The organism is Acetobacterium fimetarium (assembly GCF_014284475.1).
Classification (GTDB): domain Bacteria; phylum Bacillota; class Clostridia; order Eubacteriales; family Eubacteriaceae; genus Acetobacterium; species Acetobacterium fimetarium.
Genome location: NZ_WJBC01000028.1, coordinates 1 through 25,572, shown reverse-complemented (window position 1 = coordinate 25,572; position 25,572 = coordinate 1). Strand labels below are relative to the sequence as shown.

At 45.4% G+C, this 25,572-nt stretch carries 22 protein-coding genes, 5 tRNA genes and 1 pseudogene; 23 read left to right on the top strand and 5 right to left on the bottom strand.

The features are described 5' to 3' along the window. Positions 1-302, top strand: a pseudogene (locus GH808_RS15205) (IS4 family transposase); the annotation flags it as partial. A gap of 1 nt (position 303) precedes the next feature. Here GH808_RS15205 and GH808_RS13555 read toward each other — a convergent pair. Then, complete coding sequence (locus tag GH808_RS13555) at positions 304-1,323, bottom strand: tyrosine-protein phosphatase (RefSeq protein WP_186843325.1); 1,020 nt, start codon at positions 1,321-1,323, stop codon at positions 304-306. A 90-nt stretch (positions 1,324-1,413) separates the two neighbouring features. Here GH808_RS13555 and hemW point away from each other — a divergent pair, with 90 nt between their 5' ends. The 9 genes from hemW to GH808_RS13510 all read left to right on the top strand — a co-directional run bounded on the left by hemW (position 1,414) and on the right by GH808_RS13510 (position 12,430). Further along, complete coding sequence (gene hemW, locus GH808_RS13550; RefSeq protein ID WP_186843324.1) at positions 1,414-2,598, top strand: radical SAM family heme chaperone HemW; 1,185 nt, start codon at positions 1,414-1,416, stop codon at positions 2,596-2,598. A gap of 222 nt (positions 2,599-2,820) precedes the next feature. Beyond that, positions 2,821-3,855 carry a heat-inducible transcriptional repressor HrcA gene (gene hrcA, locus GH808_RS13545; RefSeq protein ID WP_186843323.1) on the top strand — a complete coding sequence of 345 codons (1,035 nt, stop codon included), beginning with the start codon at positions 2,821-2,823 and terminating at the stop codon, positions 3,853-3,855. A gap of 8 nt (positions 3,856-3,863) precedes the next feature. Further along, complete coding sequence (gene grpE, locus GH808_RS13540; RefSeq protein ID WP_186843322.1) at positions 3,864-4,454, top strand: nucleotide exchange factor GrpE; 591 nt, start codon at positions 3,864-3,866, stop codon at positions 4,452-4,454. A 125-nt stretch (positions 4,455-4,579) separates the two neighbouring features. Further along, the gene (gene dnaK, locus GH808_RS13535; protein WP_186843321.1) at positions 4,580-6,412 is read left to right on the top strand and encodes a molecular chaperone DnaK; all 1,833 of its coding nucleotides are present in this window, start codon (positions 4,580-4,582) and stop codon (positions 6,410-6,412) included. 372 nt (positions 6,413-6,784) lie between these two features. Further along, positions 6,785-7,954, top strand: a complete 1,170-nt coding sequence (gene dnaJ / locus GH808_RS13530) for a molecular chaperone DnaJ (RefSeq protein ID WP_186843320.1) — start codon at positions 6,785-6,787, stop codon at positions 7,952-7,954. 236 nt (positions 7,955-8,190) lie between these two features. Further along, positions 8,191-9,639, top strand: a complete 1,449-nt coding sequence (locus GH808_RS13525; RefSeq protein ID WP_186843319.1) for a helix-turn-helix domain-containing protein — start codon at positions 8,191-8,193, stop codon at positions 9,637-9,639. A 21-nt stretch (positions 9,640-9,660) separates the two neighbouring features. After that, complete coding sequence (locus GH808_RS13520; protein WP_186843318.1) at positions 9,661-10,938, top strand: helix-turn-helix transcriptional regulator; 1,278 nt, start codon at positions 9,661-9,663, stop codon at positions 10,936-10,938. Between the two features lie 128 nt (positions 10,939-11,066). Next, positions 11,067-11,996, top strand: a complete 930-nt coding sequence (gene cysK, locus GH808_RS13515; protein WP_186843317.1) for a cysteine synthase A — start codon at positions 11,067-11,069, stop codon at positions 11,994-11,996. Then, positions 11,996-12,430: an RrF2 family transcriptional regulator gene (locus GH808_RS13510; protein WP_186843316.1), complete on the top strand. Its 435-nt coding sequence runs from the start codon at positions 11,996-11,998 to the stop codon at positions 12,428-12,430. Before cysK ends, GH808_RS13510 begins: the two co-directional genes overlap by 1 nt. 67 nt (positions 12,431-12,497) lie before the next feature. On the opposite strand, the gene GH808_RS13505 is transcribed toward GH808_RS13510, so the two are convergent. Genes GH808_RS13505 through GH808_RS13495 form a run of 3 tightly spaced genes read right to left on the bottom strand, consistent with a single transcriptional unit; the run spans position 12,498 to position 14,605 of the window. Then, positions 12,498-13,772, bottom strand: coding sequence for an S-methyl-5-thioribose kinase (locus GH808_RS13505; protein WP_243166224.1), 1,275 nt, complete (start codon positions 13,770-13,772; stop codon positions 12,498-12,500). Between the two features lie 14 nt (positions 13,773-13,786). After that, positions 13,787-14,251: a EutP/PduV family microcompartment system protein gene (locus GH808_RS13500; RefSeq protein WP_186843315.1), complete on the bottom strand. Its 465-nt coding sequence runs from the start codon at positions 14,249-14,251 to the stop codon at positions 13,787-13,789. Between the two features lie 3 nt (positions 14,252-14,254). Continuing rightward, positions 14,255-14,605, bottom strand: a complete 351-nt coding sequence (locus tag GH808_RS13495; protein ID WP_186843314.1) for a BMC domain-containing protein — start codon at positions 14,603-14,605, stop codon at positions 14,255-14,257. Between the two features lie 274 nt (positions 14,606-14,879). Here GH808_RS13495 and prmA point away from each other — a divergent pair, with 274 nt between their 5' ends. The 13 genes from prmA to GH808_RS15650 all read left to right on the top strand — a co-directional run bounded on the left by prmA (position 14,880) and on the right by GH808_RS15650 (position 24,117). After that, entirely contained in the window at positions 14,880-15,818 is a 939-nt protein-coding gene (prmA, locus tag GH808_RS13490) for a 50S ribosomal protein L11 methyltransferase (RefSeq protein ID WP_186843313.1), read from the top strand. Between the two features lies 1 nt (position 15,819). Beyond that, positions 15,820-16,587, top strand: coding sequence for an RsmE family RNA methyltransferase (locus GH808_RS13485; protein WP_186843312.1), 768 nt, complete (start codon positions 15,820-15,822; stop codon positions 16,585-16,587). Continuing rightward, a complete protein-coding gene (gene mtaB / locus GH808_RS13480) occupies positions 16,584-17,897 on the top strand; it encodes a tRNA (N(6)-L-threonylcarbamoyladenosine(37)-C(2))-methylthiotransferase MtaB (RefSeq protein WP_186843311.1) in 1,314 nt (437 codons plus the stop codon). Before GH808_RS13485 ends, mtaB begins: the two co-directional genes overlap by 4 nt. Before the next feature lie 193 nt (positions 17,898-18,090). Next, complete coding sequence (locus GH808_RS13475) at positions 18,091-18,435, top strand: histidine triad nucleotide-binding protein (RefSeq protein WP_186843310.1); 345 nt, start codon at positions 18,091-18,093, stop codon at positions 18,433-18,435. Between the two features lie 106 nt (positions 18,436-18,541). Beyond that, on the top strand, positions 18,542-18,724 hold the full coding sequence (gene rpsU, locus GH808_RS13470; RefSeq protein WP_013379247.1) for a 30S ribosomal protein S21: 183 nt from the start codon (positions 18,542-18,544) through the stop codon (positions 18,722-18,724). Positions 18,725-18,735: 11 nt separating this feature from the next. Beyond that, positions 18,736-19,179, top strand: coding sequence for a GatB/YqeY domain-containing protein (locus GH808_RS13465; protein WP_186843309.1), 444 nt, complete (start codon positions 18,736-18,738; stop codon positions 19,177-19,179). Positions 19,180-19,291: 112 nt separating this feature from the next. Beyond that, positions 19,292-21,676 (top strand): cation-translocating P-type ATPase, encoded by a 2,385-nt coding sequence (locus GH808_RS13460; protein ID WP_186843308.1) that lies wholly within the window; start codon positions 19,292-19,294, stop codon positions 21,674-21,676. A 221-nt stretch (positions 21,677-21,897) separates the two neighbouring features. Then, positions 21,898-21,974: transfer RNA gene (locus tag GH808_RS13455), tRNA-Pro, on the top strand. A gap of 26 nt (positions 21,975-22,000) precedes the next feature. Then, positions 22,001-22,077: transfer RNA gene (locus tag GH808_RS13450), tRNA-Ile, on the top strand. Between the two features lie 11 nt (positions 22,078-22,088). Continuing rightward, a tRNA-Phe gene (locus tag GH808_RS13445) sits at positions 22,089-22,164 on the top strand. Positions 22,165-22,344: 180 nt separating this feature from the next. After that, positions 22,345-22,415, top strand: a tRNA-OTHER gene (locus tag GH808_RS13440). Between the two features lie 181 nt (positions 22,416-22,596). After that, a tRNA-OTHER gene (locus GH808_RS13435) sits at positions 22,597-22,667 on the top strand. 157 nt (positions 22,668-22,824) lie between these two features. Continuing rightward, on the top strand, positions 22,825-24,117 hold the full coding sequence (locus GH808_RS15650) for an amidase domain-containing protein (RefSeq protein ID WP_186843307.1): 1,293 nt from the start codon (positions 22,825-22,827) through the stop codon (positions 24,115-24,117). Between the two features lie 76 nt (positions 24,118-24,193). Here the strand turns inward: GH808_RS15650 and GH808_RS13425 are convergent, their stop codons facing one another. Further along, a complete protein-coding gene (locus GH808_RS13425; RefSeq protein ID WP_186843306.1) occupies positions 24,194-25,519 on the bottom strand; it encodes an ATP-binding protein in 1,326 nt (441 codons plus the stop codon). Between the last annotated feature and the right edge of the window lie 53 nt (positions 25,520-25,572).

Here is a 25,572-nt window from a genome sequence, read left to right as displayed (position 1 = left end):
GCTATGACATGATGATCAGCCACACAACCATTGTTTTCACCCGGTACATCCTGCTGGAATGGCTTCGTAGGAACGAAAAGGATGATAAAACCTTGTGCGAATTATTCTTCAGGCTCTGTGATGACATTCAGGATATGGCACTCTCGACCGCTCTTCAAAGTCTGATGAGCGTATTTGTCGAACAATTAAATTCGGTAGGCTCGAGACAGTCTACACTGTTAAAAAATCAACTCCAGCTATGGATTGACTCTCAGGCCTCTTTTATAAAGGCTTTGTTTGGTCAATTAAGCTGGGAAAGTTGAGTTAAATTAATAAATTAGCGCGAATCATTTCAAAATCTTTTTCCCGGAGGTCGGTTTCTTCAAGTAGATAATTTTCCACATTTCCGAATTTTGTATTGACATAATTCATTGAAATTTTCAGCCATTCCGGTTTGACGCCGTAGAATTCCCAAAGCTGATAGTTATCGATGGCCATTTCCTCGGACATGATGGTGCCTAAAAGCTGGAAGCTCTCGTCGAAGGTCAGATTGGTGAGGGTATAATCGGACAGGATGGTTTCGTCCTTGACGCCAAGCAGGCCGAGAATCAGGTAGGTCATAAAGCCGGTGCGGTCTTTTCCGTTGGTGCAGTGGTAAAGGATGGGATATTCCGACGGCTCGGTTAAATATTTTAAAACTTCCGCAAAGCACTGGGCCCGTTCTTCAGTCTGAACCTTGTAAATTTCACGCATGAACAAATCGACAGTGCCGGGCTGTTTAAAATCAAGACCGTCGGTGGCTTTATCAAGGCTGTTGAAAACCGGCAGCAGATGATACTCGGTGCCTTCCGGCAAACGGTCAGCCGTTCTTTTTGCCTTGGATTCATTTCTGAAGTCAAAGACGTGTTTGAGTTTTAAATCAGAAAAGTATTCGACATCGCTGTCGGACAGGTGCGCCAGCTCCTCGCTACGGATGACTTTGCGCCACTTGACTTTTCTTCCCTGGTTTCCGGTATAACCGCCGATATCGCGGATGTTGATGGAATTTTCGAGTTGAATCAGGCGTTTCCCCAATTGTGTTTCATCACAGAAAATCAGGTTGTGTTCATCTTTGAAGTTGTACAGGGGCAGGCCGCTTGGTGAAACTAGACCGGATGGGGTTAACATCGGTGTTTCGGTGATTTGAATTTCAGGTTTTGTCGGCGCTCCGGTCGGCGGTTCTTCCAACAGTGATGCTGTTTGCCGGACGGTATTTTTTTTCTTCATCAATTTTTGAATCAGCAAGTATGCCGGGATAGTGGCTGCGGCCCCGGCGATCAGGGCAATTACGATTGGTTTTTTCATTGAATAGTTCCTTTCTGTGACTTCTGCTATATGGTATGATTATAGCATATTATGAACAAAAATTGTCCTTAAAATTATGATGGAGTGAAAATGAATACTACAAAAAATGAAACCGCGCAGCGGCTGGGAATCTATTGTCATATTCCGTTCTGCGTCAAAAAATGCGGCTACTGTGATTTTTCTTCTTTTGCCGGACAAAGCCGATCAGTCATTGATGATTATTTTAAAGCGTTGTGGCAGGAAATAAAGCGGTTTGGCCGGGACCGTTTTAATTTGGCTAGAAGCCAAGCGGTTCTGCCGGTGGTGGATACCATCTATTTCGGTGGCGGAACGCCATCATCCGTGCCGGCGGCATACATCGAGAAAACAATGGCCCTGATTTATGAAGTTTTCTCTGTGTCGGAAGCGGCAGAAAACACCATCGAAATCAATCCCGGAACGTTGAGTCCGAAAAAAGCTGCAATCTACAAAGCGGCCGGTTTCAACCGCATCAGTGTGGGGCTGCAGGCCTGGCAGGATGATCTGCTGAAAACCCTGGGGCGGGTTCACAGTCAGGCGGATTTTATCGGATGCATGGAAATTCTGAAGGCAGCGGGCTTTGACAATATCAGTGTGGACGTGATGTATGGACTGCCGGGGCAGAAGCTGGCGGATTTGACAAAGACACTGGCGGCGCTGATGGCATTTTCACCAACACATCTGTCCTGCTACAGTTTGATCCTGGAGGAGGGAACGCCGATGACAAAAATGGTGGCAGCGGGTCAGCTTGAACTACCTGGAGAAGCGCTGGAACGCCAGATGCACTGGACGGTGGACCGCTTTCTGAAAAAATGGGGTTATCGCCACTATGAAATTTCAAGCTACTGCAAACCGGGTTATCAGAGCCGGCATAATCTCAAGTACTGGGATCTTTCGCCCTATCTGGGCTTTGGCCTGGGAGCCAGCGGCTTTTGGGGCGGGGTGCGTTACACCAATGGCCAGGATTTAAAGGAATACTGCCAATTGCTTGCAACCGGAAAGCTGCCGGGGACATTTGAACCGATGATGACGAAGGAAGATCTCATGAGTGAGTGGATGTTTTTGGGACTTCGCAAGCTCGACGGCATCGATGACGCTGATTTCAGGGAAAAATTCAGCCAGAGTTTTTTTGTTATCTATCAGGAAGCAATCGCTGCGCTGGTTGCAGACGGACTGCTGGTGACTGAAGGGACGATCCTGCGGCTGACCCCCAGGGGCCAGGACTTCGGCAATCAGGTCTTTATGGCCTTTGTTTAGATTAGTACTTGTAGGGGCGGGTATTACCCGCCCGCGCGTTAGTCGCAAACCAGGATAATGCACGATGCAATTTATAGAATGCGACCGAAAATTTTACCTTAAGAAATCTTTAAAAGGTGAGCGAGCCATTATAGAAACCTATTGACAAAGTAGGGGGAGGGTGTTATATTAAATTCAGATGTTAGCACTCAGTTATTGCGAGTGCTAATAACGAGGTGAATCATGGAACTAAACGAACGCAAAAAGAAAATATTGGAAGTAATCATCCGTGATTATATCAACACCGCCGAACCGGTTGGGTCACGAACTCTTTCGAAGCGATGCAACCTGGGTATCAGCCCGGCGACCATTCGTAACGAAATGGCGGACCTGGAGGATTTGGGGTATTTAATTCAGCCTCATACTTCTTCCGGACGAATTCCCACCCAGATGGCGTACCGCTATTATGTGGATGAAATCATGGAAATTCGAAAGCTGGAAAAAATGATCCGAACAGATATTCATCGTGGTTTTTTAAATTCCACGGCGGAACTGGGAACCACCATGGATCATACGGCACAGGTGCTGTCTCAGCTGACCAATTATACAGCGGTTGTTCTGGCACCTCGGGTTACAAATTTAAACTGCCGGCATGTTCAGATTGTTTCATTGATTAAAAATCGGGTATTAATGGTCATAGTGACAAACGAAGGAATGGCCAGAAACGTTGAGGTATCGCTGTCTCAGGATGTGGATAACATTCTGGCTCTGAAGCTTTCCAATGTGATTAACGGCTTCCTTAAAAATACCAACTTGAATGACCTGAGCTCGGACCTGGTCGATCAGATTCAGGAGATGAACCCGGCGGAAAGCAAACTGATTCATGAAATTATTCCGCACTTGAAAAAGGTTCTGATGGATGAAGCGTCAGAAGTCCATGCGACTGGGGTGACCAATCTTTTCAGCTATCCGGAATTCAATGACGTCAACAAGATTAAACAGTTGATGAATATCGTTCAGGAAAAACAGGTGCTGACAGAAATGATGACGAATCCGGATGGAAATCGGGTCATTCGCATCAAAATCGGGAGTGAAAATGACAATGAAGACCTGAAGGACTTCAGCATTATTACCTCCACCTACGAACTGGATGGAGAAATGATGGGTGCTTTCGGTGTCATCGGTCCAACCCGAATGAACTACGACAATGTGTCGTCGGTTCTGAATTACATACGCAATGAGTTGAATTTACATATCTCAAATTTATTAATGAAATAGGTGATTAGATGATGAAAGAAGAGGAAAATAAGACGGAAATACGGGATCAGGATATCCTGGATGAAAAAACAGAAAATGTGACAGCCGACGCCGATGTATCATCAGACGAACCGGTTGTTGAGGAAACTCCAGCTGAAGAAGCGAAAGCGGAAGAGACAAAGGAGACGGTGAAAGAAGATGAGGCAGTTTTAGAACGCATGATTCGGCTTCAGGCTGACTTTGAAAATTTCAAAAAGCGCAGCCAAAAAGAGAAAACAGAAATTTATCAGTACGCAGCGGAAAATTTTGCAACCAAACTCCTTCCGGTTATGGACAACCTGGAACGGGCGGAGTCTTCATTGACGGATGTCAATGAAGAAGCAAAAAGTATTGTCGACGGACTTCAAATGGTCTTTAAGCAGCTTAAAGATATCCTTAAAGAGGAAGGCCTGGAGGAAGTTTCCTGTGACGGCCAGTTCGATCCGAATCTCCACCACGGCGTTGCGGTTGGTGAGGATGATGAGAAGGAAGATCAGGCGATTCTGGAAGTATTCCAGAAGGGCTACAGTTTTAAAGGCAAGGTCATCCGGCCTGCCATGGTCAAGGTTTGCAATAAATAATTGCGATAGAAATAATTAGAAAAGCTTAAACCGGAAATCTGAGTTGGCTGCTCAGCCTTCATCTAACAGCGTTTCCGTTTTAAATAAAAAAAATATTATGAATTAATTTTCAGGAGGAAATAGATATGGGTAAAGAAAAAATTATCGGGATTGACTTGGGAACAACAAATTCTTGTGTTGCCGTTTTAGAAGGCGGCGAAGCCGTTGTTATTCCAAATGCAGAAGGAAACAGAACCACACCATCGGTTGTGGCATTTACAAAAGATGGCGAACGACTGGTTGGACAGGTTGCTAAACGACAGGCTGTCACCAATCCGGACCGAACCATTTCTTCAATCAAACGTGAAATGGGCAGCGATTACAAAGTAAAAATTGATGATGCAAGTTATACACCACAGGAAATTTCGGCCATGATTCTTCAAAAACTGAAAGCGGATGCCGAAGCTTATCTGGGAGAATCCGTTAACAAGGCCGTTATTACCGTACCGGCATACTTCAGTGATGCCCAGAGACAGGCAACCAAAGATGCCGGACGGATTGCCGGTCTGGAAGTTCTGAGAATTATCAACGAACCGACCGCCGCCGCGCTGGCTTATGGTCTGGATAAAGACGCCAACCATAAAATCATGGTTTATGACCTTGGCGGCGGAACCTTTGATGTATCCATTCTTGAATTAGGCGATGGCGTATTTGAAGTTAAAGCCACCAACGGGAACAACCACCTTGGCGGTGACGATTTTGACCAGAAGGTCATTGACTGGATGGCCGGCGAATTCAAGAAATCTCACGGGATTGATCTTAAAAACGATAAGATGGCGCTTCAGAGACTTAAGGAAGCCGCTGAAAAAGCAAAAATTGAATTGTCAACGGTAATGAAATCTGACATCAACCTGCCGTTTATCACTGCTACTGCAGAAGGTCCTCAGCATCTCGAACTGTCTCTGACACGAGCTAAATTCGATGAACTGACATCTGATCTGGTAAAAAGCACTGTTGGTCCGGTTGAAAAAGCCATGAAGGATGCCGGCCTTTCCAAAAATGAACTGGACAAGGTTATCCTGGTTGGTGGTTCAACCAGAACCCCGGCCGTACAGGATGCCGTCAAGAATATTACCGGCGAAGAAGCTTACAAGGGGATTAACCCGGACGAATGTGTTGCCATTGGTGCCGCCATTCAGGGTGGTGTTTTAGCCGGTGAAGTCAATGATGTACTGCTGCTTGATGTGACACCATTATCATTAGGGATTGAAACATTAGGTGGTGTGTTCACCCGATTAATCGACCGTAACACCACGATCCCAACCAAAAAAAGCCAGACTTTCTCGACTGCGGCAGACAATCAGACGGCCGTCGACATCCATGTTTTACAGGGTGAACGTGAAATGTCCAAGGACAACAAAACATTGGGTCGTTTCCAGTTAACCGGTATTCCTTCAGCACGTCGCGGTATTCCACAAATCGAAGTAACCTTCGATATTGATGCCAACGGCATTGTCAGTGTTTCGGCAAAAGATCTTGGCACCGGAAAATCTCAGAATGTGGTCATCAAATCGACAACCAACATGAGTGATGACGAAATTGACAAGGCCGTAAAAGAAGCAGAACAGCATGCTGAAGAAGATAAAAAAGCAAAAGCTTTAATCGAAGCTAAAAACGTTGCCGATTCTACCATTTATCAGACCGAACAGTCTTTAAAAGAAGCAGAAGGCAAAGTTTCAGATGACGATAAGGCCAAAGTAGAAGCCGCAATCGCTGAACTCAAAACCGCCAGCGAAGGTGAAGACGCAGAAGCCATTAACAAGGCAGTAGAAGCCGTCAACGAAGCATTCTATCCAATCGCTCAGAAAATGTATGAAGAAGCTGCGGCCCAACAAAAACCGGAAGGTCAGGACACTGCTGCTCAGGGCGATGACGATGATGATGTTGTGGAAGCAGAATACGAAGAAGTAAAAGAATAAGAGACTGGCGACAAATTCGTCCACGAGACAACCGATATTACTGTTTTCTCCCGGACCTGCTTTTCAGGCAAACTCAGTAGCAGTGATTGCTGCCGCGGAGAATGTAGATAAAGCACAAGCGTAGTACCGACAATTGTTACATCGTGTTGTTTGCATCAAGGCGAACAGGCGATAGCCTGTACGAATTGCAAGCAAACAACTGATTAACAATTGGTCGGTACGGGTTTGTCGATAAACTGAGTGGCAGCGATCGCTGCCACTATTTTTGTTATCAGACCGGAGACAAAAAAACATTCACTCTTTAGCCATAATAGGTTATAATAAATAGTTGTTTAGTTGGCGAGAAGGATTCAAAAGAGGTGAGATAGACTTATGAGCGAAAAAAGAGATTACTATGAGGTGCTGGGCGTTGAAAAAACGGCCAGTGCGGATGAGATAAAAAAAGCCTACCGAAAAAAGGCGATGGAGTTCCATCCTGATAAAAACCCGGGTGATAAGGCCGCTGAGGAAAAATTCAAGGAAGCCAATGAGGCTTATGAAATTTTAAGCGACGCGGATAAAAAATCGCGTTATGATCAGTACGGTCATGCCGGGGTAGACCCCAGCGCTGCCGGTGGTGGTTATGGCGGTGGCGGCTTTGGTGGCTTTGAGGATATCTTCGGGGATATTTTCAGTGCATTTGGCGGCGGCGGCGGTTTTGGCGGCAGTTCGCGCGGCGGCCGTACTCGGTCAAACCGCGGCAGCGATATGAAAATCAGCATCAACCTGACTTTCCGTGAGGCTGTGTTTGGCGTTGAGAAAAAAATAAAAATCAAGCGCAACGAAGCCTGTACAACCTGTGGCGGTTCCGGTGCAGAAAAGGGATCAACCTCTAAAACCTGTGATCAATGCGGCGGGTCCGGACAGGTTTATGTGCGACAGCAAACCCCATTCGGAACGGTTCAGCAGGTTCATACCTGTGATAAATGCCATGGCGAGGGTAAAATTATCGATAAGCCGTGTCCGGCCTGTCATGGAAAAGGTGTTGAAACAAAAGAACGCACCATCAATATCAAAATTCCTGCCGGTATCGATGATGGTCAGATGCTGCCCTTAAGAGGCGAAGGAAACGCCGGTCCCAACAACGGCAGCAAGGGCGATCTCTACGTTTATATGAACGTGAAGGAAGATCAGCTCTTCAAGCGAAATGGGGACGACGTTTATTATGAATTGCCGATTACCTATGCTCAGGCGGCGATGGGCGATACCGTTGTGGTTCCAACCATTGATGGCAAGATTAAACTTAAAGTTCCGGAAGGGACCCAGAATGACAAGGTCTTCCGTCTGAAAGGCAAGGGCATTCCCAATGTGAATGGCCGCGGCCGCGGGGATCAGTTCATTAACATCAAAGTGGAAGTGCCGCGAAAACTCAACCGTGAGCAGCGTCACGCCCTGGAAGCATTTGCGAAGATAACGGGAGCCGATGCCCATCCTGAAGGAAAGCGGTTCTGGTCTCGCGTCGATGCCGAAGCAAAAGAAAGCAGCGCCAAAAAAGACGCCTAAAAAATGTTGATTTACAAATAGGCTGACAAAAAAACACCGGAGAAATCCGGTGTTTTTTTGTTGGAAAATTTAGGCACCCGATCAAAATAAACTTGGCATACGAGCTGTCACACATTGATTTTTATGCATGCTTTTGATATTATATGAAAATAGTGTGAAGATTGTGTGAAGATCGTGTGAAGAACGAGAAAAACGGATCGTCATGAAAACAATGATTGAGGTGTAATATGTCTTTGTTGAGTATAAGAATCGAAGAATTGATTAATGAAAGTGGCGAATCGGTTCAAGCGCTGGCCCAAATGGGTAACATTAGCCGGACGACCTTGCAGCGCGTGAAATCAGGAGAACGTCTGCCGCCGAAAAAGTTCTTTCAAAGCATGTGCAGGGCATTGCGTCTTTCTGCCACTGAAGTTGAAGAACTGGAAACGCTGCTTGAAATAGCAACGGTTGGCGAGGACGTTAGTTTTACCCGCCAAAAAATTATCGAACTCATTGAAACGATCTCTGAGTTGACGGAGTACAAGATTCCCTTTTCAAAGCAAATCAGATTGAATGAGATTGATTCCAAAATCAAACCGCATTCGCAAATGACAGAGATTATTTCCGGTGAGAGAAAGGTTCTGGAAATCATTCGAAATTGTATTGATCGGGAACTTTTTCTTTCAGAAAATCCGCAATTAAAACTGGCACTTCCCTATCAAAAGGTATATCGCTATATTTTTCATCAGATGATGGGAAATCAGAAGCAGTTATCGTTGCAGGATGTGATAAATCTGAAAAAAGAACCGGATCAAGATGAAAAAATCGGCAGGCTGGAAATCAGCCAATTGAAATATCTGATTGCGCTATCGCTGCTTGAAAATGTCGAACACCAGTCGCGTTACTATTATCAATCGCCAGATTTGAATTTTGAACAGAGTGCATTGTTTCCCTACTTTATGCTGACATCAGAGAGTGTCATCACGGTTTCCAGAGATTTTAAACAGGCTGTTTTATACAATGATCCGGGTATTGTCAAGTTGCATGAAGACGGTTACAACCGTATGCAGGCGTACGTGGAATCGTTTATCGAAGAAAGCCGGGATCTGCTGACAATTTACTCCACAAAAGACATCGCCAAATCAAAACAGGTGGTTGAACCATTACCCTGCTTTGCCTATTATTTCACGGATGATTTGCTTGAAAAGAAGATCAGAAAAGATTTTCCGTATTATGAACAATTGAAGAGCATTGCTTGTGAATTTTATGGGAATTTCAGGAAAGAAAACCCGACGATGCTCAATGTTTTTTCCCTGAAAAATTTAAGAAGCTTCATGCTGGATGGAAGCCTTTATTTTCCGGAAGAGGTTTATACGCCGTTTACTCCAAGTGAGCGAATCATGTTAGTCAGACAATTGCGGGATGATCTTTACCATGATAGAAGAAAAACATATGCCCTCAATGATGAGAAAATATTTTTAAATTCGGCAATCGAATTTGTCGATGAATATTCGCGGATCCGATTGATCCTGCATTACTACAATAACCAAAAGCTGGTTTTTAAAACCATTGTCCTGCAGGAAAAGAACATCGTCAAAGCTTTTGATGATTTTTTCGACAGTCTTCCGGGCAGCAAATATGTTTTGGCGAAAGAAGAGACCATTGCAGAAATCGATAAGCTTATCAATGAATTCGAAAACAAATGATAAACGAAAGAGGGTGGTAAAATGGGACTGGAATTAGGCAATGCGATCAAGGAAATCGTTCAGGAAAGAAAAATATCAGTGCTTCAATTGGCCCGGGAAATCGATGTCGAACGGACAACCCTGCAGCATTTTTTTTCCGGAAAACGGAAAATACAGCTGGATACTTTTCAAAAAATGATGAACGTTCTTAAGGTTACAAATGAAAAAAAGAAGGATTTGTATGTGCTGTATGAAAAAGCGTCCAATGACAAGGAGCTGATCAAGAATGTCCAGGATATTCTGTCATTGTACAGTGCCTCGTTCGATCATACTGATCTGGAAAAAAAGAGTATGACAGCTTTTGAATACAGCATCAGACACGATTTTTCTGATGAACGAACGCAAATTCTGAAAGGTCAGGTTGAAATTGAAGCGCTGATTAGAAGCTGTTTCATTGAAGAAATGGACCAGAAAGAAAAGGCGCATGTCATCATGTCGGTTAATTTCAGGCATCTCTTTCTATATGAACTCATTATGAGAGTCGCATCCGGACAAAATCAATGCGGCATCATTCAGAATATTTTCCCGCTGGTGAACAAGAAGAAAATGGGGAATAATCTCGATGTTTTAAAAACGGTGCTGCAGTTAAAGTGTCTTGATAACGTTGAGTATGAACCGTACTATTTTTATTCCGGCACAAGAATCTACGATGACATCAGCATTGTTTTTCCGAATTATTTCATCACATCAAAATATGTCATTGTGATTGAACGGGATTTTGAGGGGGCGCTTATTTCGCGAGAACCGCTGGTCGTTCAATACTATCGGGAAAAAGCTGAAGCGGTTATCAAGCGATGCGAACGACTGGTGGATAAGAAGGATCATATTGATCGGACAGGATTTATCCCGGCATTCGAAAAAATTGCCGGTGCGGGCGCTTCAACAAAATTCTATACCTTTGACCAGATGCAACAAGGGACGCGTGATACGGATGATCGTTCGGGAAAAAACGGGCAGATGCCGCTGGTTTCCTGGCCGCTTGATCAGAACAATGATAAATCCGATGTTTTTATTCTGAGAGACGGTTTTTGTAGCGGATATGGAGAATTGGGCATCCGCTATCTGGCGGACCAGGAACAGGTGGAATGCCTGATTCTGGACAAAAATGGCCAGAATACCATGACGTTAGGGATCAATGAAATCGGCATTGTGTCGGTTTTCAAAGAGTTTTCTGATTATCTGTCCCAGAGCTCTTATGTTTATTCACCGGATGAATTAGGCAATAGCTTGAGAAATTCAGGTGATGCTATCAATGCTTAAGATACCGACAATGCATACCGGAGAAATCCGGTATTTTTTATTGACAAAAAATGAACGGCGGTCTATAATTGAAATAAGTTATTCATATAGATTTAATATGATATAAAATTTGGAAATGAGGTAATGAAATGTCTAAAATTGCAAAAACTTTAACTGATTTAATTGGCAACACACCATTATTAGAACTATCAAATTACGAAAAAAAACAGGAGCTGGATGCCAGAGTTCTGGCCAAGCTGGAGTATTTCAATCCGCTGTCATCGGTTAAGGACCGGGTCGGATTTGCCATGATTGAAGAAGGTGAGAAATCCGGCCTGATTAAGGAAGGCACGGTGATTATCGAGCCGACCAGCGGAAATACCGGGATTGGCCTTTCTTTTGTGGCGGCTGCCAAGGGCTACCGGATCATTCTGACGATGCCTGAAACCATGAGTGTGGAACGAAGAAGTCTGTTATCAGCCTTGGGGGCAGAACTGGTTCTGACACCGGGGGCTGACGGGATGAAAGGGGCAATTGCCAAAGCGAATGAACTGGCAGAAACCATTCCCAATGCCTATATTCCGCAGCAGTTTGAAAATCCTGCCAATGCGGAGATTCACAGAAAAACAACAGCGGTTGAAATATGGAACGATACAGACGGTGAAGTGGATATTTTTGTTGCCGGCATTGGCACCGGCGGAACCATCACCGGAGTCGGTGAAGTATTGAAACAGAAGAAACCAGGCGTGAAAGTGGTAGCCGTCGAACCGGCAACATCGCCGGTGCTGTCAGGCGGAAAACCGGGTCCGCATAAAATTCAGGGAATCGGGGCCGGTTTTGTTCCCAAAGTTTTAAACACGGATGTCTATGACGAGATTATTACGGTTGGCAATGACGATGCCTACCAGACGGCAAAGACTGTGGCGAAGTGTGAAGGTCTTCTGGTGGGGATTTCATCGGGTGCGGCTCTTTATGCGGCAACGCAGCTGGCAAAAAGACCGGAAAACAAAGGCAAGACCATCGTCGTTCTGCTGCCGGATACTGGCGAACGATATCTGTCAGTGGGGTTGTACGCATAATGAAAATATCCACTAAAGGCAGATATGCCCTGCGTTTAATGCTGGACCTGGCGGTCAACAACACCGGGGAGTTCATCCCCATAAAGCGGATTGCTGAACGTCAGGAAATTTCGGAAAAGTACCTGGAACAGATCATTACCCAGATTTCCCGGGCGGGGTTTGTAAAAAGTGTGCGGGGATCCCAGGGCGGATATCAGCTTGCCCATAAACCGGAAGACTATACGGTGGGGATGATTTTGAGACTGATGGAAGGGGAGCTTTCGCCAGTTGCCTGTCTGGATGAGCCGGGCGGTTGTGAACGTGCTGACCGTTGTGTGACCGTGGAGGTCTGGCAGGCCATTAAAGAGGCGGTCGAAAATGTGGTCGATAATATCACCCTGGCTGACCTGGTCAAACGCTATCAGGAAAAAGGCGAATGCGAGTATTATATTTAAGATTGAAAAAATGATGCCAGGCGTTTTTTGCACGACCTTGTAGGGGCGATTATTAATCGCCCGTTGTTCATTTCATGAGGTTCTTTAGATAGTGTGTATACCCTTCGATGGTGGTGTAGCTTTCGTGATTGAGGAGCAGTTCTTCGGCAACGGTCATGCCCAGATTGGAGGGGAGGGTGCGATTGGCTGCTGGCAGCCTTGAAATATCGTAGCAGATGCCGCGGTTTGACAACCGTGACGTGATGTTGGCACCGGCATAGGAAAGGGCATCCTGCAGCTGCTTGATCAGGTAGGCATCGACGTCCAGGTTTTTGAGGCTGTAGCTTTCATCCTGATAGGCAACGACAAGGCATTTGAATTCGCGTTGAAAAGTATGATAGAGTGCTTCGATGGTATCACACAGGTAAAGCTGAAAGTCAGCTTTTTCCGGCTCGGATTTTTTTTCATCGCCGAACCAGGAAATGTAATTGAGAGTCAGACTGGCGGTCAATCGCCCGAAGTCCTGGGCCAATGGGCCGAAGCCGCCAAATTCACCATCGATGATGCGCACGTCATCCTGATTGATCATGATGTTGGAGCTGTGCAGGTCGGTATGAATCAGGCATTCTTTGTTGGCCAGAAAATTTTCCCGGAGGCGGCTGATTTCGGCGTGAATTTTCGGGTTGTCGAAAAGCTCTTTGCGTTTGGTTTCAGTGCCGGGTGCCATTTCCCGTTTCATCGAGATGGCAATATTATCTTCAAATACAGAAGGGACCAGGGCGTCGTATTCGGGATTTTCAAAAAAACGCTCCACTTCAGATTTCTTGTACCGGGTCAGATGGAGATTGGACGAATAAAAAAGATTCCGGGCAAAAAAAGTCCCGATCTTTTCCGGAAAATGCGGGTGTTTGACCATCCGGGACAGCTCAAAGCGCAGCAGGCTCAGCGCCATCAGATCCTCCATGACGATGATGCGATTGGCTTCATCGAAATGATACATTTCCGGACAGATGCCCGGGCAGACTGTATTCCAGAAAATCAGAACGGCGATTTCCGAACGCATCCGGCCCAGATCCAGAGTCCAGCCGCCATCAGCTCCAGCGTCATCTTCCTCGACGGTATTGTTTTTTTCGTCTTCGATGCGGTATCGCGGGAACTCCAGCATCTGCTTCAGAATAACGGATTTTCCGTTATCGTCGTAAACGTGATAGATCAGATTAACAAAGCCTTCAATGCTTTCCTTGACCGCGTGCAGATCAATAACGGTCAAGTGGGCATCTTCGGGAAAGAGGTCCTTTTCTTTCAGGTAGGCGGCGACGCCGTCCGGTGTTAAATTGCCATAGCTGTCATGTGTCATCATCATCGTTTCCTTTACTTTTATTTTCGATACTGATCCATGTAATGATGGATCACTTTTTCCAGTTCATCAATGCCTTCTCCGGTATAGGCACTCACTTCGTAAATATGCTTTGGATGAATGCCGGCGTAGATCAGAAGATTCCGGCTTCGTTTGATATTGCCATCGGCAAGGTCGATTTTAGAGATGACCCCGATCGATGGGATGTTGTAGGTGTGCACAAAATTGGGCGAAACCGAATTCTGCGGATCAATGCAGGAATTCACCAGAATCACCAGTCCGGCATCCATGGTGACATTGATGGCCTGTCGGGAAAAAAATGGGAGCTCGATAAATTCTCCCGGCGTATCAATGAAATGGTCGGTGTAACTGACCATCTGGGTTTTGGCGTATTTGAGCTCCTCCTGTGAGAGCCGTTGCATCAGGGTGGTTTTGCCGCTGCCGATTTTTCCGATCAGGGCCACCCGTTTTCGATTACTGGCCATATTTTAGGAGTAGGTGATTTTAGGAATATCAAATCCTAAAATATTGTGCAGGGTATTGAGGATTTCAGAAACAGCGGCCTTTACATCACTGACACGGCCGGTGATGACAAGCGAGCCACTGAAACGGTCGAGAAATCCGATTTCCACTGGGGCCGCTTTGGTGGCCGCATCGGCAGCAATGATGGCAGCTTCGCTGGGGGTGATAGTTAATATGCCGATGGCGTCACTGGCTTCATCGTCCAGACCGAGCTTGACATAGACATCCGTTTTAGGTTTGGCAATAATATGGGCTAACGTCACCTGTTTGCCGGGAACGTATTCTTGTATGGAACGGTTCTTTTTTTCAGTTTCCATGTTGGTCACCTTTTCTTATTAAAAAATTTGAGTGCATCATTAAATAAAACTAATTTGATTATAGCATTAATTGGGAACCCGTTACATCGAATAGCCATTTTTTACAGAAAGCGGGCAAAATATTTCTTGATACTTTCTGACGCTTTGCTAAATATTGCAGTCAATTTTTTAAACTTAAGGTTTATTTTATTGCCAGGATAAGTTACAATGAAAATTTGTCAAAGCGAATAAAGTAATGATATAATACGACATATATTTAATTGGAGGTAAGGGAATGCTTTGGAAAGAAGTTCAAATCACAACGACATTAGAAGCGGAGGAAGCGGTGGTCAACGCTTTCTATGAGGCCGGGGCTCAGGGGGTGGCAATACAGACGCTTCAGGATGTGCTTTTGATAAAGGAAGATCCCAAGGTTAATTTTGTGGATGAATCTCTTTTGGAAATGGATCCGAATGTTTCCATCGTGCGGGGGTATTTCAGCGAGGTCAGCGATACTGAGGAAGCGCTGCATAAATTGATTACATCAATTAAACTATTGCCTTCCTTCGGCCTTGATCCGGGTGCCTGCGAAATGATGATCACTGAAATGGAAGAGGATGACTGGGCGAATTCATGGAAGAAGTTCTACAAACCCACAAAGGTTGGAAAAAGCATCATCATCAAGCCGACCTGGGAGGCGTATGAGCCGCAACAGGATGAAATTGTCATCAATATTGATCCGGGGATGGCCTTCGGCACCGGCACCCATGAAACAACCCAGCTTTGTGCCATCAAACTTGAGGAATACATCAAGCCGGGGGATGTGGTGCTGGATATCGGCTGCGGCACCGGAATTCTGTCATTGATTGCCGGTAAGCTCAAGGCAAAAAAAGTGGTCGCAGTCGATTTCGATACCCTTGCAGTGCAAATTGCCAGGGAAAATGCGGAGCTTAATGATTTGGGCGACATGGTTGAAATCCGCGAGGGAAATCTTCTGGATGTGATTGATGGCGAAGCGGATGTCATTGTGGCCAATATTATGGCCGCCGCCATTGTGGAGCTGTCCGGCATTATCCGGCCTTACCTCAAGGACAACGGAATTTTTATTTCATCCGGGATCATCATCGATCGGCTGGTTGATGTGCTGGTTGCCCTGGAAGCGGAAAACTTCAAAATCCTTTTTGTTCAGCAGCTGGGTGAATGGGTCGGCGTAGTCGCCCAGAAGAGAGCTTAAGATGCACCGTTTTTTTGTGCAACCCGGCCAGATTGCGGACCGGCAGATGATCATCGCGGGCGAGGATTTCCGGCACATCACAAAGGTGCTGCGGCTGGGAAAGGGCGACCTTATCGAAGTCTGCGACGGACAGGGCACGGACTATCTGGTTGCGTTGGAATCACCCGCGAGTGACTCCATTTCCGGCAGCATCAGAGAAACCTATCCCGCTCAGGGTGAAACCGCTGATATGCAAATCACTTTGTTTCAGGGCCTGCCCAAAGGAACAAAAATGGAAGTGATCATTCAAAAGAGCGTCGAACTGGGAGTCCATCAAATTGTTCCCTTTTCTTCGGTGCGCGCTGTTGCTCAGATCAAGGATAAGAAAGACAAGAAAATTGAGCGCTGGCAGCGCATCGCCTACGAAGCGGCGAAACAGTCCAAAAGAGGAATCGTGCCGGCGGTCAAAGCGCCTCAAAGCGTGAAGGAGATACTGGCACACGCGTCTGATTATGATCTGCTGCTGTTGGCTTATGAGGATGAAAGCAGACAGACCCTGAAGGGCGTACTGACGCAGTTTGCGGGGGAAAATGTTGCCGCAGCCCCCCTGCAGATCGGTGTGATCATCGGGCCGGAAGGCGGATTTGATATTACGGAAGTGGACCAGTGCCAGGAGGCCGGAGCCGTCAGCGTTTCGCTCGGAAAACGGATTTTAAGAACAGAAACAGCGGGAATGGTGGTGCTGAGCCAGCTGAATTTCTGGCAGGAAGGTATGATTAATAAAAGATGAATAGTTCTCAGAAAAAGGCAGCTTTTATGACGTTGGGGTGCAAGGTGAACGCCTATGACAGTGAAGCGATGATGGAAATTTTTGAACGGGCAGGTTATGAAATTGTCGACTTTACAGATGTGGCAGACGTCTATGTCATCAATACCTGCACGGTTACCCATCTGGGCGATCAGAAATCCCGGAAAATGATGCGCAAGGCCAAACGGCTGAATCCCGATGCCGTTATCTGCGCGGTGGGATGCTATGTTCAGGTTTCGCCAAAAGAAGTTGAAAAAATCGATGAAGTGGATCTGATGATCGGAACAAAAAATAGAAGCGAAATTCTGTCCTTCATCGATGCCCATCTGAAAGATCAGAAGCAGCGTGATTTTGTCTCTGATATCATGAAGGAAAAAGTCTTTGAGCCGCTTGCGATCTCCGAGGCAAAGGGCAAGACCCGGGCCGTTATTAAAATTCAGGAGGGCTGCAATCAGTTTTGCACCTACTGCATCGTGCCTTTTGCCCGGGGACCGGTCAGAAGCCGAAAAAAAGCAGACGTGGTGGCAGAAGTGAAACGCGTGGTCGAAATGGGATACCGGGAAGTGGTGCTTTCGGGGATTCACATTGCCTCTTACGGGGTGGACCAGGGAGATGCAGATCTGATTGATTTAATGGAGGAGCTGGACCAAATCGATGGACTGATGCGAATCCGGCTGGGCTCGATGGAACCGAAATTCATCACCGAAACCCGTTTAAAACGTCTGGCGGGAATGAAGAGCTTTTGCCCGCATTTTCATTTATCCCTTCAGAGCGGGAGTGATACCGTACTCAAACGCATGGGCCGTCACTACACCACATCAGAGTATCTGGCTATCGTGAATCAGATTCGCGACGTTTTTCCGCTGGCCGCGCTGACGACGGATGTGATGGTCGGCTTTCCGGGCGAATCTGATGCGGAATTTCAGGAGACGCTGGATTTTGCAACCGCCGTGGGCTTTTATCAGATTCATGTATTCAAATATTCAAGGCGGGCGGGAACGAAAGCTGCGGAATTCGAAAATCAGGTGGATGAGACGGTAAAAACGGCCCGGAGCCATAGTCTGAGTGAACTATCCGGACAGCTGGAGCAGGCCTTTTTACAGAAAAATGATGGCCAGATTGCCGAAGTTCTCTTTGAAACCACCCATGACCAAAATGGATATGAAGGTCATACGAAGAATTATATTCCGGTTCGGCTGAAAACAGACGAAAAAATGAATGGAAAAATAGTTGAACTTAAGGTATCATATAGGGATAGGCATTCCAAAAAACTAACAGGTGATTTTATTTAGGTCATTGCGAAGCTTTAAATATACGAATAAAAGTTGCTTTGCTGCCGGTTTCCGCAATCAATTTGGTAACGTGTAGGCGAACAGTCGATAGACTGTCCGCCGTACAGTGTACAAACTGATTCGCGCAAACCGGCAGCAAAGCTCGCAGCAGTTTCGCAAACACTAAGAATTCTATTTAGAAGGAGGAAAATAAATGTCCCAGGATTGTATTTTTTGCAAGATTGTCAATAATGAACTGCCGGCTGAGATTGTCTACGAGGATGATCTGGTGATGGCGTTCAAGGATGTTGCCCCGCAAGCTCCGATTCATGTGATCATTGTTCCCAAAGAACATTTTGAATCACTGTTGTCGGTTCCGGCCGGCAATGACATTATTTCTCATATCCATATGGTTGCCAACCGCATTGTCTTGAAATTGGGCATTGCCGATTCAGGCTTTCGTCTGGTAAACAACTGCGGCCGGGATGGTAATCAGACGGTACCGCATCTTCATTACCATTTATTGGGTGGCAGACCATTATTATGGCCGCCAGGTTGAAAAATCATTGACAGAGCAGCGAATATTGCTTATAATATACTTTGACTCATACCATGTTAATAAATAGTTCCGGAAATTAGCAACGGATTAGAGGGGGGGGTTGAAAATGTCTGAAGTAAAAATCAAAGAAAACGAAACACTCGAAAGTGCATTGCGACGTTTTAAAAGAAAAACAGCAATGGCTGGGGTAATGTCTGAAATTCGAAAAAGAGAGCATTATGAAAAGCCAAGCGTAAAGCGCAAAAGAAAATCAGAAGCAGCTAGAAAAAGAAAGATGAAAAAAAGATAGGATGTGACTTTTTGGCATTAAAGGATCAATTACAGGCTGATTTAAAAACAGCAATGAAAGAAAAAGACAAGGTAAGAAAGTCCACTGTCACGCTGATTCGAGCCGCTATATTGCAAGTGGAGAAGGATCAGAAGGTGCAGCTTACGGATGAACAGATCTTGGAAATTATTGCAAAACAGCTTAAACAACGTCGGGATGGCCTGGCCGAGTTTGAGAAAGCTAAAAGAGACGATTTAATCCAGCAGGCTCATGAAGAAATTGAAATCATCACGAGCTACCTTCCTACACAATTAACCATCGATGAGATTAAAGTTATTGTGAATGAAACCATTCAAGAAACCGGAGCGGTTGACGCAAAAGACATGGGAAAAATTATGAGTGCCCTGATGCCGAAGACAAAAGGTCGCGCGGATGGAAAGCTTGTTAATCAAGTAGTCAGAGAACTTCTGGCATAATAAAACAAACACAAAGAGGGCTGTCCCCAGGGCAGGCCTCTTTTTTGTTATATGAAGATTTAAGATTGAGATGATATAATCCTTTGCAGTGAATAAACAACTGGAGGATTTAATGGAAAACAACATCAAACCTGAATTGGGCCTTACCCAGGAGCAGGTGGAAGAAAGGTTGGCAGCGGGAACAGTTAACCTCCAACCGCAATCAAAAACAAAAACCATCAGTAGAATCATTAGAGATAACACCTTGACTTTATTTAATATTTTAAATATCGTGTTAGCTCTGATGATTATTTTTGTTGCGTCATTTCAAAATCTTCTGTTCATCAATATTGTCGTGATCAATACGGTTATTGGCATCATTCAGGAAATCCGGGCGAAACGTACCATCGACAGGCTGTCGATTATTTCCCAGCCGCAGGCGACGGTTATGCGCGATGGCAAGCAGCAGGATATTGTCTTTGAGCGTATTGTTCTGGATGATGTGCTGGTGTTGCAGGCCGGAAAGCAGATTCCTGCGGATTCCCGGGTACTACAGGGGGAACTGGAAGTCAATGAATCGTTATTAACCGGTGAGTCGGAATCTGTGATGAAATACCCGGGTGATGAGCTTTTGTCCGGCAGCTTTGTCGTTTCTGGTACGGCAGCAGTTCAGGTGATCCGCGTGGGGATGGAGAATTACGCATCGAAATTGATTGAGGCTGTCCAGGTGGTTAAAAAGCCGAACTCCGAAATCATGAAGGCGCTGGGCTTTATTATGAAAACTGTGGGTATTGTCATCCTGCCCATCGGGCTTTTGCTGTTGTATAAACAGCTCATCGTTCAGGAAATGCCGCTTCAGGCCGGCGTCGTTGCGACAGTAGCCGCTCTGATCGGGATGATCCCGGAAGGATTGGTGCTGCTGACCAGCGTGGCGCTGGCGGCCGGTGTGGTTCGTCTGGGGCATTACAAAACACTGGTTCAGGAGCTCTATTGCATTGAAACCCTGGCACGGGTGGATGTGCTGTGCCTGGACAAAACCGGGACCATCACAGAAGGCAACATGGAAGTACTGTCGCTGGAAACCATCGACACTATTAAAAATCCCGTTCAGGTGCTGCGGGCACTGGTTGCCAACCTGAAAGATGATAATGCCACCAACAAAGCTCTGCGTGAGAGTTTCAAGGGCGAAGCACCGAAGTGGCAATGTGAAAAAATAATTCCGTTTTCTTCGGAGCGTAAGTGGAGCGGGGCCTGTTTTAAAGACCAGGGAACCTTTGTGATCGGAGCCCCGGAATTTGTATTGGGAAACCGGTATGGCGAGATACGAAAAAAAGTTGAAGATTATGCCAGCGAAGGAAGCCGGGTTCTGATGCTGGGCTATGCATCGGAACCATTTGCCGAGGATGGCGGTTTGCCCGACAATATCACAACCCTGGCACTGATCCCGATGGGGGATAAAATTCGTCATGAGGCGAAAAAGACGCTGGAGTTTTTCAGAAACCAGGGGGTGGACATCAAGGTTATTTCCGGTGATAATCCGATTACGGTAGCTCAGGTGGCAAAACGCGCCGGACTGTTGGATGCTGAGAATTACATTGATGCGGCAACGCTCAAAACAGATGAAGCGGTTAAAGAAGCAGCCGCGGTTTATTCTGTTTTCGGAAGGGTGACGCCCGGACAGAAGCAGCTTTTGATTCAGGCGCTGAAAGAAGCGGATCATACCGTTGCAATGACCGGGGATGGGGTCAATGATGTACTGGCTTTAAGGGAAGCGGACTGCAGCATTGCCATGGCCGAAGGAAGTGATGCCGTTCGTCAGGTTTCCCAGTTGGTCCTGCTGGATTCCAATTTTGCAAGCTTCACCCGTGTGCTGATGGAAGGCCGTCGTGTCATCAATAATATCACCCGGGCAGCTTCGCTGTTTCTGGTGAAGACCATGTTTTCGCTGATGCTGGCGATCATTGTCATTATTGCCAATGAAGCCTATCCGTTTGTGCCGATTCAGCTGACTTTAATCAGCGCCTTGACCGTCGGCGCACCATCGGTATTTCTGGCCTTGGAGCCGAACAAAAATCGCGTGACCGGAAGGTTCCTGGATGCCGTTTTCAGAAAAGCATTGCCGGGCGCGTTAACGGTTGTTTTCAACGTCGTGATAATTATGGCGATCGGGGCGAAACTCGCTCTCAGTTATCTGGAAATATCCACGCTGGCCGTGCTTTCAACCGGACTGATTGGATTTGTCATTCTCTTTATCGTGTGCCAGCCGATGAATAATAAACGATGGGTATTGTTCTTTGCCATGTTTGCTGCGTTTGCGACATGCGTGCTCTTTTTTGAGAATTTCTTCTTTCTGCTGCCGCTGCAGAATTTCAGCAAAGGAATGCTGATTCTCCTGCTCATTGCGGTGCTGGATATCCCCGTTCTGATCAAGCTTTTCAATTGGGGTGTGGTCAAGATTGAGGGTTTGGTTGCTGAATGGAAAAAGGAAAGAAAGACTCGAAAACATCCCCTCCGGTAAAGTAAGCTGTAATGCACAAAACACTGTTCATGCACGGCGTTGCATGAACAGTGACAAAAAATGAAAAATATTTTTAAAATATCAAAAAAAAGACTTGCATTGTTCTCTCAAATCGTGCTATACTTAGCAAGTCGTCAACGACAGAAGCTGTTTTAAAAGATGAATAATTGAAAAACAGCTTGACAAAAAGAAACAGAACATTTATAATAATAACGTTGTATCGAGGTGTAGCGCAGTTTGGTAGCGCACATGGTTTGGGACCATGGGGCCGGAGGTTCGAATCCTCTCACCTCGACCATTTTTTTTTAAAAAACGCTATTTTGGGGGCCTTTAGCTCAGTTGGTTAGAGCAACCGGCTCATAACCGGTAGGTCCGGGGTTCGAGCCCCTGAAGGCCCACCATATAACTTATCGCCCAGATAGCTCAGTCGGTAGAGCAGAGGACTGAAAATCCTCGTGTCGGTGGTTCGATTCCGCCTCTGGGCACCACTTAATTTTTTTAGAACGATTGCAGCGGAAGCTGTTTTTTTATTTTTTGAAAAGCAAAAAAGCTCAGTTGGTAGAGCATAAGCAGAGAACCCAAATCTTTGATTTGGTGTGAATCGCTTAGTTAAGCAAAGTCTTGACCAAAACCAGCGATTTAAATAGAAAAGAACAACGATAATCAGTATGGAGTTAGTTTAATTTGTAGAGGACTGAAAATCCTCGTGTCGGTGGTTCGATTCCGCCTCTGGGCACCACTTAATTTTTTTAGAATGATAGCAGCGAAAGCTGTTTTTTTTATTTTTGGAAAAGCAAAAAAGCTCAGTTGGTAGAGCATAAGCAGAGAACCCAAATCTTTGATTTGGTGTGAATCGCTTAGTTAAGCAAAGTCTTGACCAAAACCAGCGATTTAAATAGAAAAGAACAATGATAATCAGTATGGAGTTAGTTTAATTTGTAGAGGACTGAAAATCCTCGTGTCGGTGGTTCGATTCCGCCTCTGGGCACCACTTAGTTTTTTTGAATGATAGCAGCGAGAGCTGTTTTTTTATTTTTTTGAGCAGCGGAGGCTGCTTTTTTTAATTTAAGCATAACTTCATGGTTTGTTCACAAAAAAAACACATTCCTGTTATACAATTGTTACAAATAGTGAAAGGTTGTGAAGCAGTGAGAAGAAAATATAAAAGAAGAAAGCAAAAAAGAACGATAACCGGGCTGGTAATCATTACATTGGTGGCGATGGGTGTTTTGTGTGTCGGGGTTTTTGCCGGTCCTCTTAGTATTGCTGATTCTTTAAATATTGAAAGTGATTCAAATGATGTGTTAGAGGGAGCCAGTCGGGTGGTGAAAATTCGCGATGGTGCGGCAATTAATGATACGATGCTGGTACCGATCAAGGCGTATTTTGAAACTTATTTTGATGCGATGGCTGATTTGAAAACTGCCGATATCGCTTCATTGTTTTCTGATCCAGCCAGTGAAAATGCCGGAATTAACCAAAGTGCAATGGATTATCTGATCAATCTAAGACTCGATCAAAGCAATGATTTAAGAATGACCAATTATGAGTGCGGGCTGACGATCTCTAAAATAAGCAATAACGGCGGTGAGGTTGAAGTGGTGCTTACGGAGGATCATACCGTTAACTTTGCTTTTATTCCCGATGTTGATTCTTCAAGCAGTGGCATCGAACACACCTTTTATCTGAAAAAAGCCGGAAATGGCTATGTGATAACAGAGCATTATAAAGATGAAGACAGTTTCGCCATGATTCAGGAAGCTGTTGAAAGCACTAATGATGATCCGGACGAAGTAGTGGATGCTCTTCTGAGTTCCGCAAAGGATGTGGTGGCGGAATTAGCAGCAGAAAAGGAAGACTATAACGCTGGCGATGCAGTGAGTGAAGAAGCTGATGCAGATAACGAATATGATGCTGAGGCGGCACTGAAATACGCCATGACCTGGGTTGATCCGGAAAAGGTTATCCGTAATGTCAATAAATATGGGGTGTACGACACTTATGGAGGAAATTGCAACAATTACATTTCCCAATGCCTTTTTGCCGGGGGCATTCCCATGGATGATGATGGCGATGTGGACACTCAGTGGAAATGGTATGGGGAAGACGTTGATCTGGACGAGACAAAATCAGGAAGAAGTCCGGCCTGGACGGGTGTTGAAGAATTTTACACTTATGCCGACGAAAATACCGGATACGGCCTGGCAGCAATTGTCGACGATAATGTGTTCAGTGGCTCAGCCGGGGATATTCTGCAGTATGGCGAGGATGGTGAATGGCTTCATTCGGTTATTATTACGGATGTCATTGAAGATAAAAATGGGAATATGGTGGATTATCTGATCAATTCGAATACCACTGATCGAATCAACTATCCGGCAAGTGCATATGGTTATTCGGATCTGCGAGTAATCAAAATTATGGGCTGGAACGAAAGTTAAGGTTTGCCCAGTAAGGAAAATTTGTTTTCTGGAATTGTAGGGCGGGTCGTACCCGCCCCTTGTATGATGCATGACGTTATTGAGATACCGATTGAACTTGTTTTTGCTCGGCAAATAAATAGCGGACCAGTTGCTCTGCAGTTCTTCCGGAAGTGTTGATATGGCGTCCGCCCCAGGCGATGGCACGGGCATCTAGCTCTTCCGGATTCATGGTTAATCCGATGGATTGAGCCAATTCATGAACAATTGACAGGTATTCCTTCTGGTTCGGTGTGGAATAGGTCAGAATCAAACCGAAACGGCTGCTGAGCGACAGTTTTTCCTCCAGAACTTCGCGGGCGTTGACGGCGTCCTGACGTTCGCTGAATCGTTCTTCAACCAAGTGACGTCGATTGGATGTGGCATAAATTCGCACATTTTTAGGATTGGCTTCCAGGGAGCCTTCCAGGACCCCTTTGAGTATTTTATAATCCTGATCCCGTGTTTCAAAGGTGAGGTCATCGATAAAAAGAATACAGGGATAGGGACGGTGTTCCAGTTGCTTGAAAAGCTGTGGTATCAGTCCCAGCTGATCGCGTTTGATTTCGATCATTTTAAGCCGGGTATCCGAAAAAGTATGAAGCAGTGCTCGCACTGTCGATGATTTTCCGGTTCCCATGCTACCCTGCAGCAGAACGTTCAGTCCCTGATTGTAATCAATCAGGGCTTTGGTGTTTTGAATGATTTCTTTCTTCTGCAAAGTATTGCCGATTAAATCGTCCATGGTCTGCATGCTTTCATTGATGATGGGAAGAAGCTGACCATGGTTATTCAGTTTAAACGAAGCGTGATTTAAAAATATTCCAAATCCATGATTATAAATATAGCCGCTCAATGTATTTAGAAATAGTTCAGGCTCGTTGTTTCGTATTGCCGCATTGAAAGACGCTTCGATTGCTGCTTCGGGATAAATTGCTTTTGAAAAAATGTTTTCGGTACGAATCCCGTGATTCTGAATAAAGGCGTCCCAGGAGAAATTCAGGATTTGTAACAGAATGGAAGCATCTTCAAGCATGCTTTGATAAAACGGATGAGCCTTAGTCAATAACTGCGATTCGCAGAAAAGCGAGAAGGGATTTTCGTCATTAAACAGATGCTTTAAAATCATGTACTGCCAGAGCGACCCGCCGGCTGGGTGCATGTGGGATGAGGGTTTTGATTCCATAGCACCTTTTATCAGGAGTGCATTCAATTGATAGTAGGCATCCAGAAAATCCTGAGAAGCCGAAGCATCGGGATTGTTTTCCGAAGCTTCCAGAACCTGCAGAAAGTTCTTTACAATGGGGGTATCGTTCATTTTTCTAAAAAAAACCAGTCGTAATGGTGTTGCGCTGGTAAAAGTTTCTTCAATAATGGTATTCATTGGCACCGTCCTCTTTATCATTTTTTTTTTTTTTTTTTTTTTTTTTTTTTTTT

Excerpts from the sequence above, each read along its gene's own strand:
- GH808_RS13485 (WP_186843312.1), top strand. The coding sequence starts at position 15,820 with ATGCACCGTTTTTTTGTGCAACCCGGCCAGATTGCGGACCGGCAGATG.
- hrcA (WP_186843323.1), top strand. The coding sequence starts at position 2,821 with ATGGAACTAAACGAACGCAAAAAGAAAATATTGGAAGTAATCATCCGT.
- mtaB (WP_186843311.1), top strand. The coding sequence starts at position 16,584 with ATGAATAGTTCTCAGAAAAAGGCAGCTTTTATGACGTTGGGGTGCAAG.
- GH808_RS13425 (WP_186843306.1), bottom strand. The coding sequence starts at position 25,519 with ATGAATACCATTATTGAAGAAACTTTTACCAGCGCAACACCATTACGA.
- GH808_RS13510 (WP_186843316.1), top strand. The coding sequence starts at position 11,996 with ATGAAAATATCCACTAAAGGCAGATATGCCCTGCGTTTAATGCTGGAC.
- GH808_RS13475 (WP_186843310.1), top strand. The coding sequence starts at position 18,091 with ATGTCCCAGGATTGTATTTTTTGCAAGATTGTCAATAATGAACTGCCG.
- GH808_RS13495 (WP_186843314.1), bottom strand. The coding sequence starts at position 14,605 with ATGGAAACTGAAAAAAAGAACCGTTCCATACAAGAATACGTTCCCGGC.
- cysK (WP_186843317.1), top strand. The coding sequence starts at position 11,067 with ATGTCTAAAATTGCAAAAACTTTAACTGATTTAATTGGCAACACACCA.
- dnaK (WP_186843321.1), top strand. The coding sequence starts at position 4,580 with ATGGGTAAAGAAAAAATTATCGGGATTGACTTGGGAACAACAAATTCT.
- GH808_RS13460 (WP_186843308.1), top strand. The coding sequence starts at position 19,292 with ATGGAAAACAACATCAAACCTGAATTGGGCCTTACCCAGGAGCAGGTG.
- prmA (WP_186843313.1), top strand. The coding sequence starts at position 14,880 with ATGCTTTGGAAAGAAGTTCAAATCACAACGACATTAGAAGCGGAGGAA.
- grpE (WP_186843322.1), top strand. The coding sequence starts at position 3,864 with ATGATGAAAGAAGAGGAAAATAAGACGGAAATACGGGATCAGGATATC.
- GH808_RS13520 (WP_186843318.1), top strand. The coding sequence starts at position 9,661 with ATGGGACTGGAATTAGGCAATGCGATCAAGGAAATCGTTCAGGAAAGA.
- rpsU (WP_013379247.1), top strand. The coding sequence starts at position 18,542 with ATGTCTGAAGTAAAAATCAAAGAAAACGAAACACTCGAAAGTGCATTG.
- hemW (WP_186843324.1), top strand. The coding sequence starts at position 1,414 with ATGAATACTACAAAAAATGAAACCGCGCAGCGGCTGGGAATCTATTGT.
- GH808_RS13555 (WP_186843325.1), bottom strand. The coding sequence starts at position 1,323 with ATGAAAAAACCAATCGTAATTGCCCTGATCGCCGGGGCCGCAGCCACT.
- dnaJ (WP_186843320.1), top strand. The coding sequence starts at position 6,785 with ATGAGCGAAAAAAGAGATTACTATGAGGTGCTGGGCGTTGAAAAAACG.
- GH808_RS13505 (WP_243166224.1), bottom strand. The coding sequence starts at position 13,772 with ATGATGATGACACATGACAGCTATGGCAATTTAACACCGGACGGCGTC.
- GH808_RS13500 (WP_186843315.1), bottom strand. The coding sequence starts at position 14,251 with ATGGCCAGTAATCGAAAACGGGTGGCCCTGATCGGAAAAATCGGCAGC.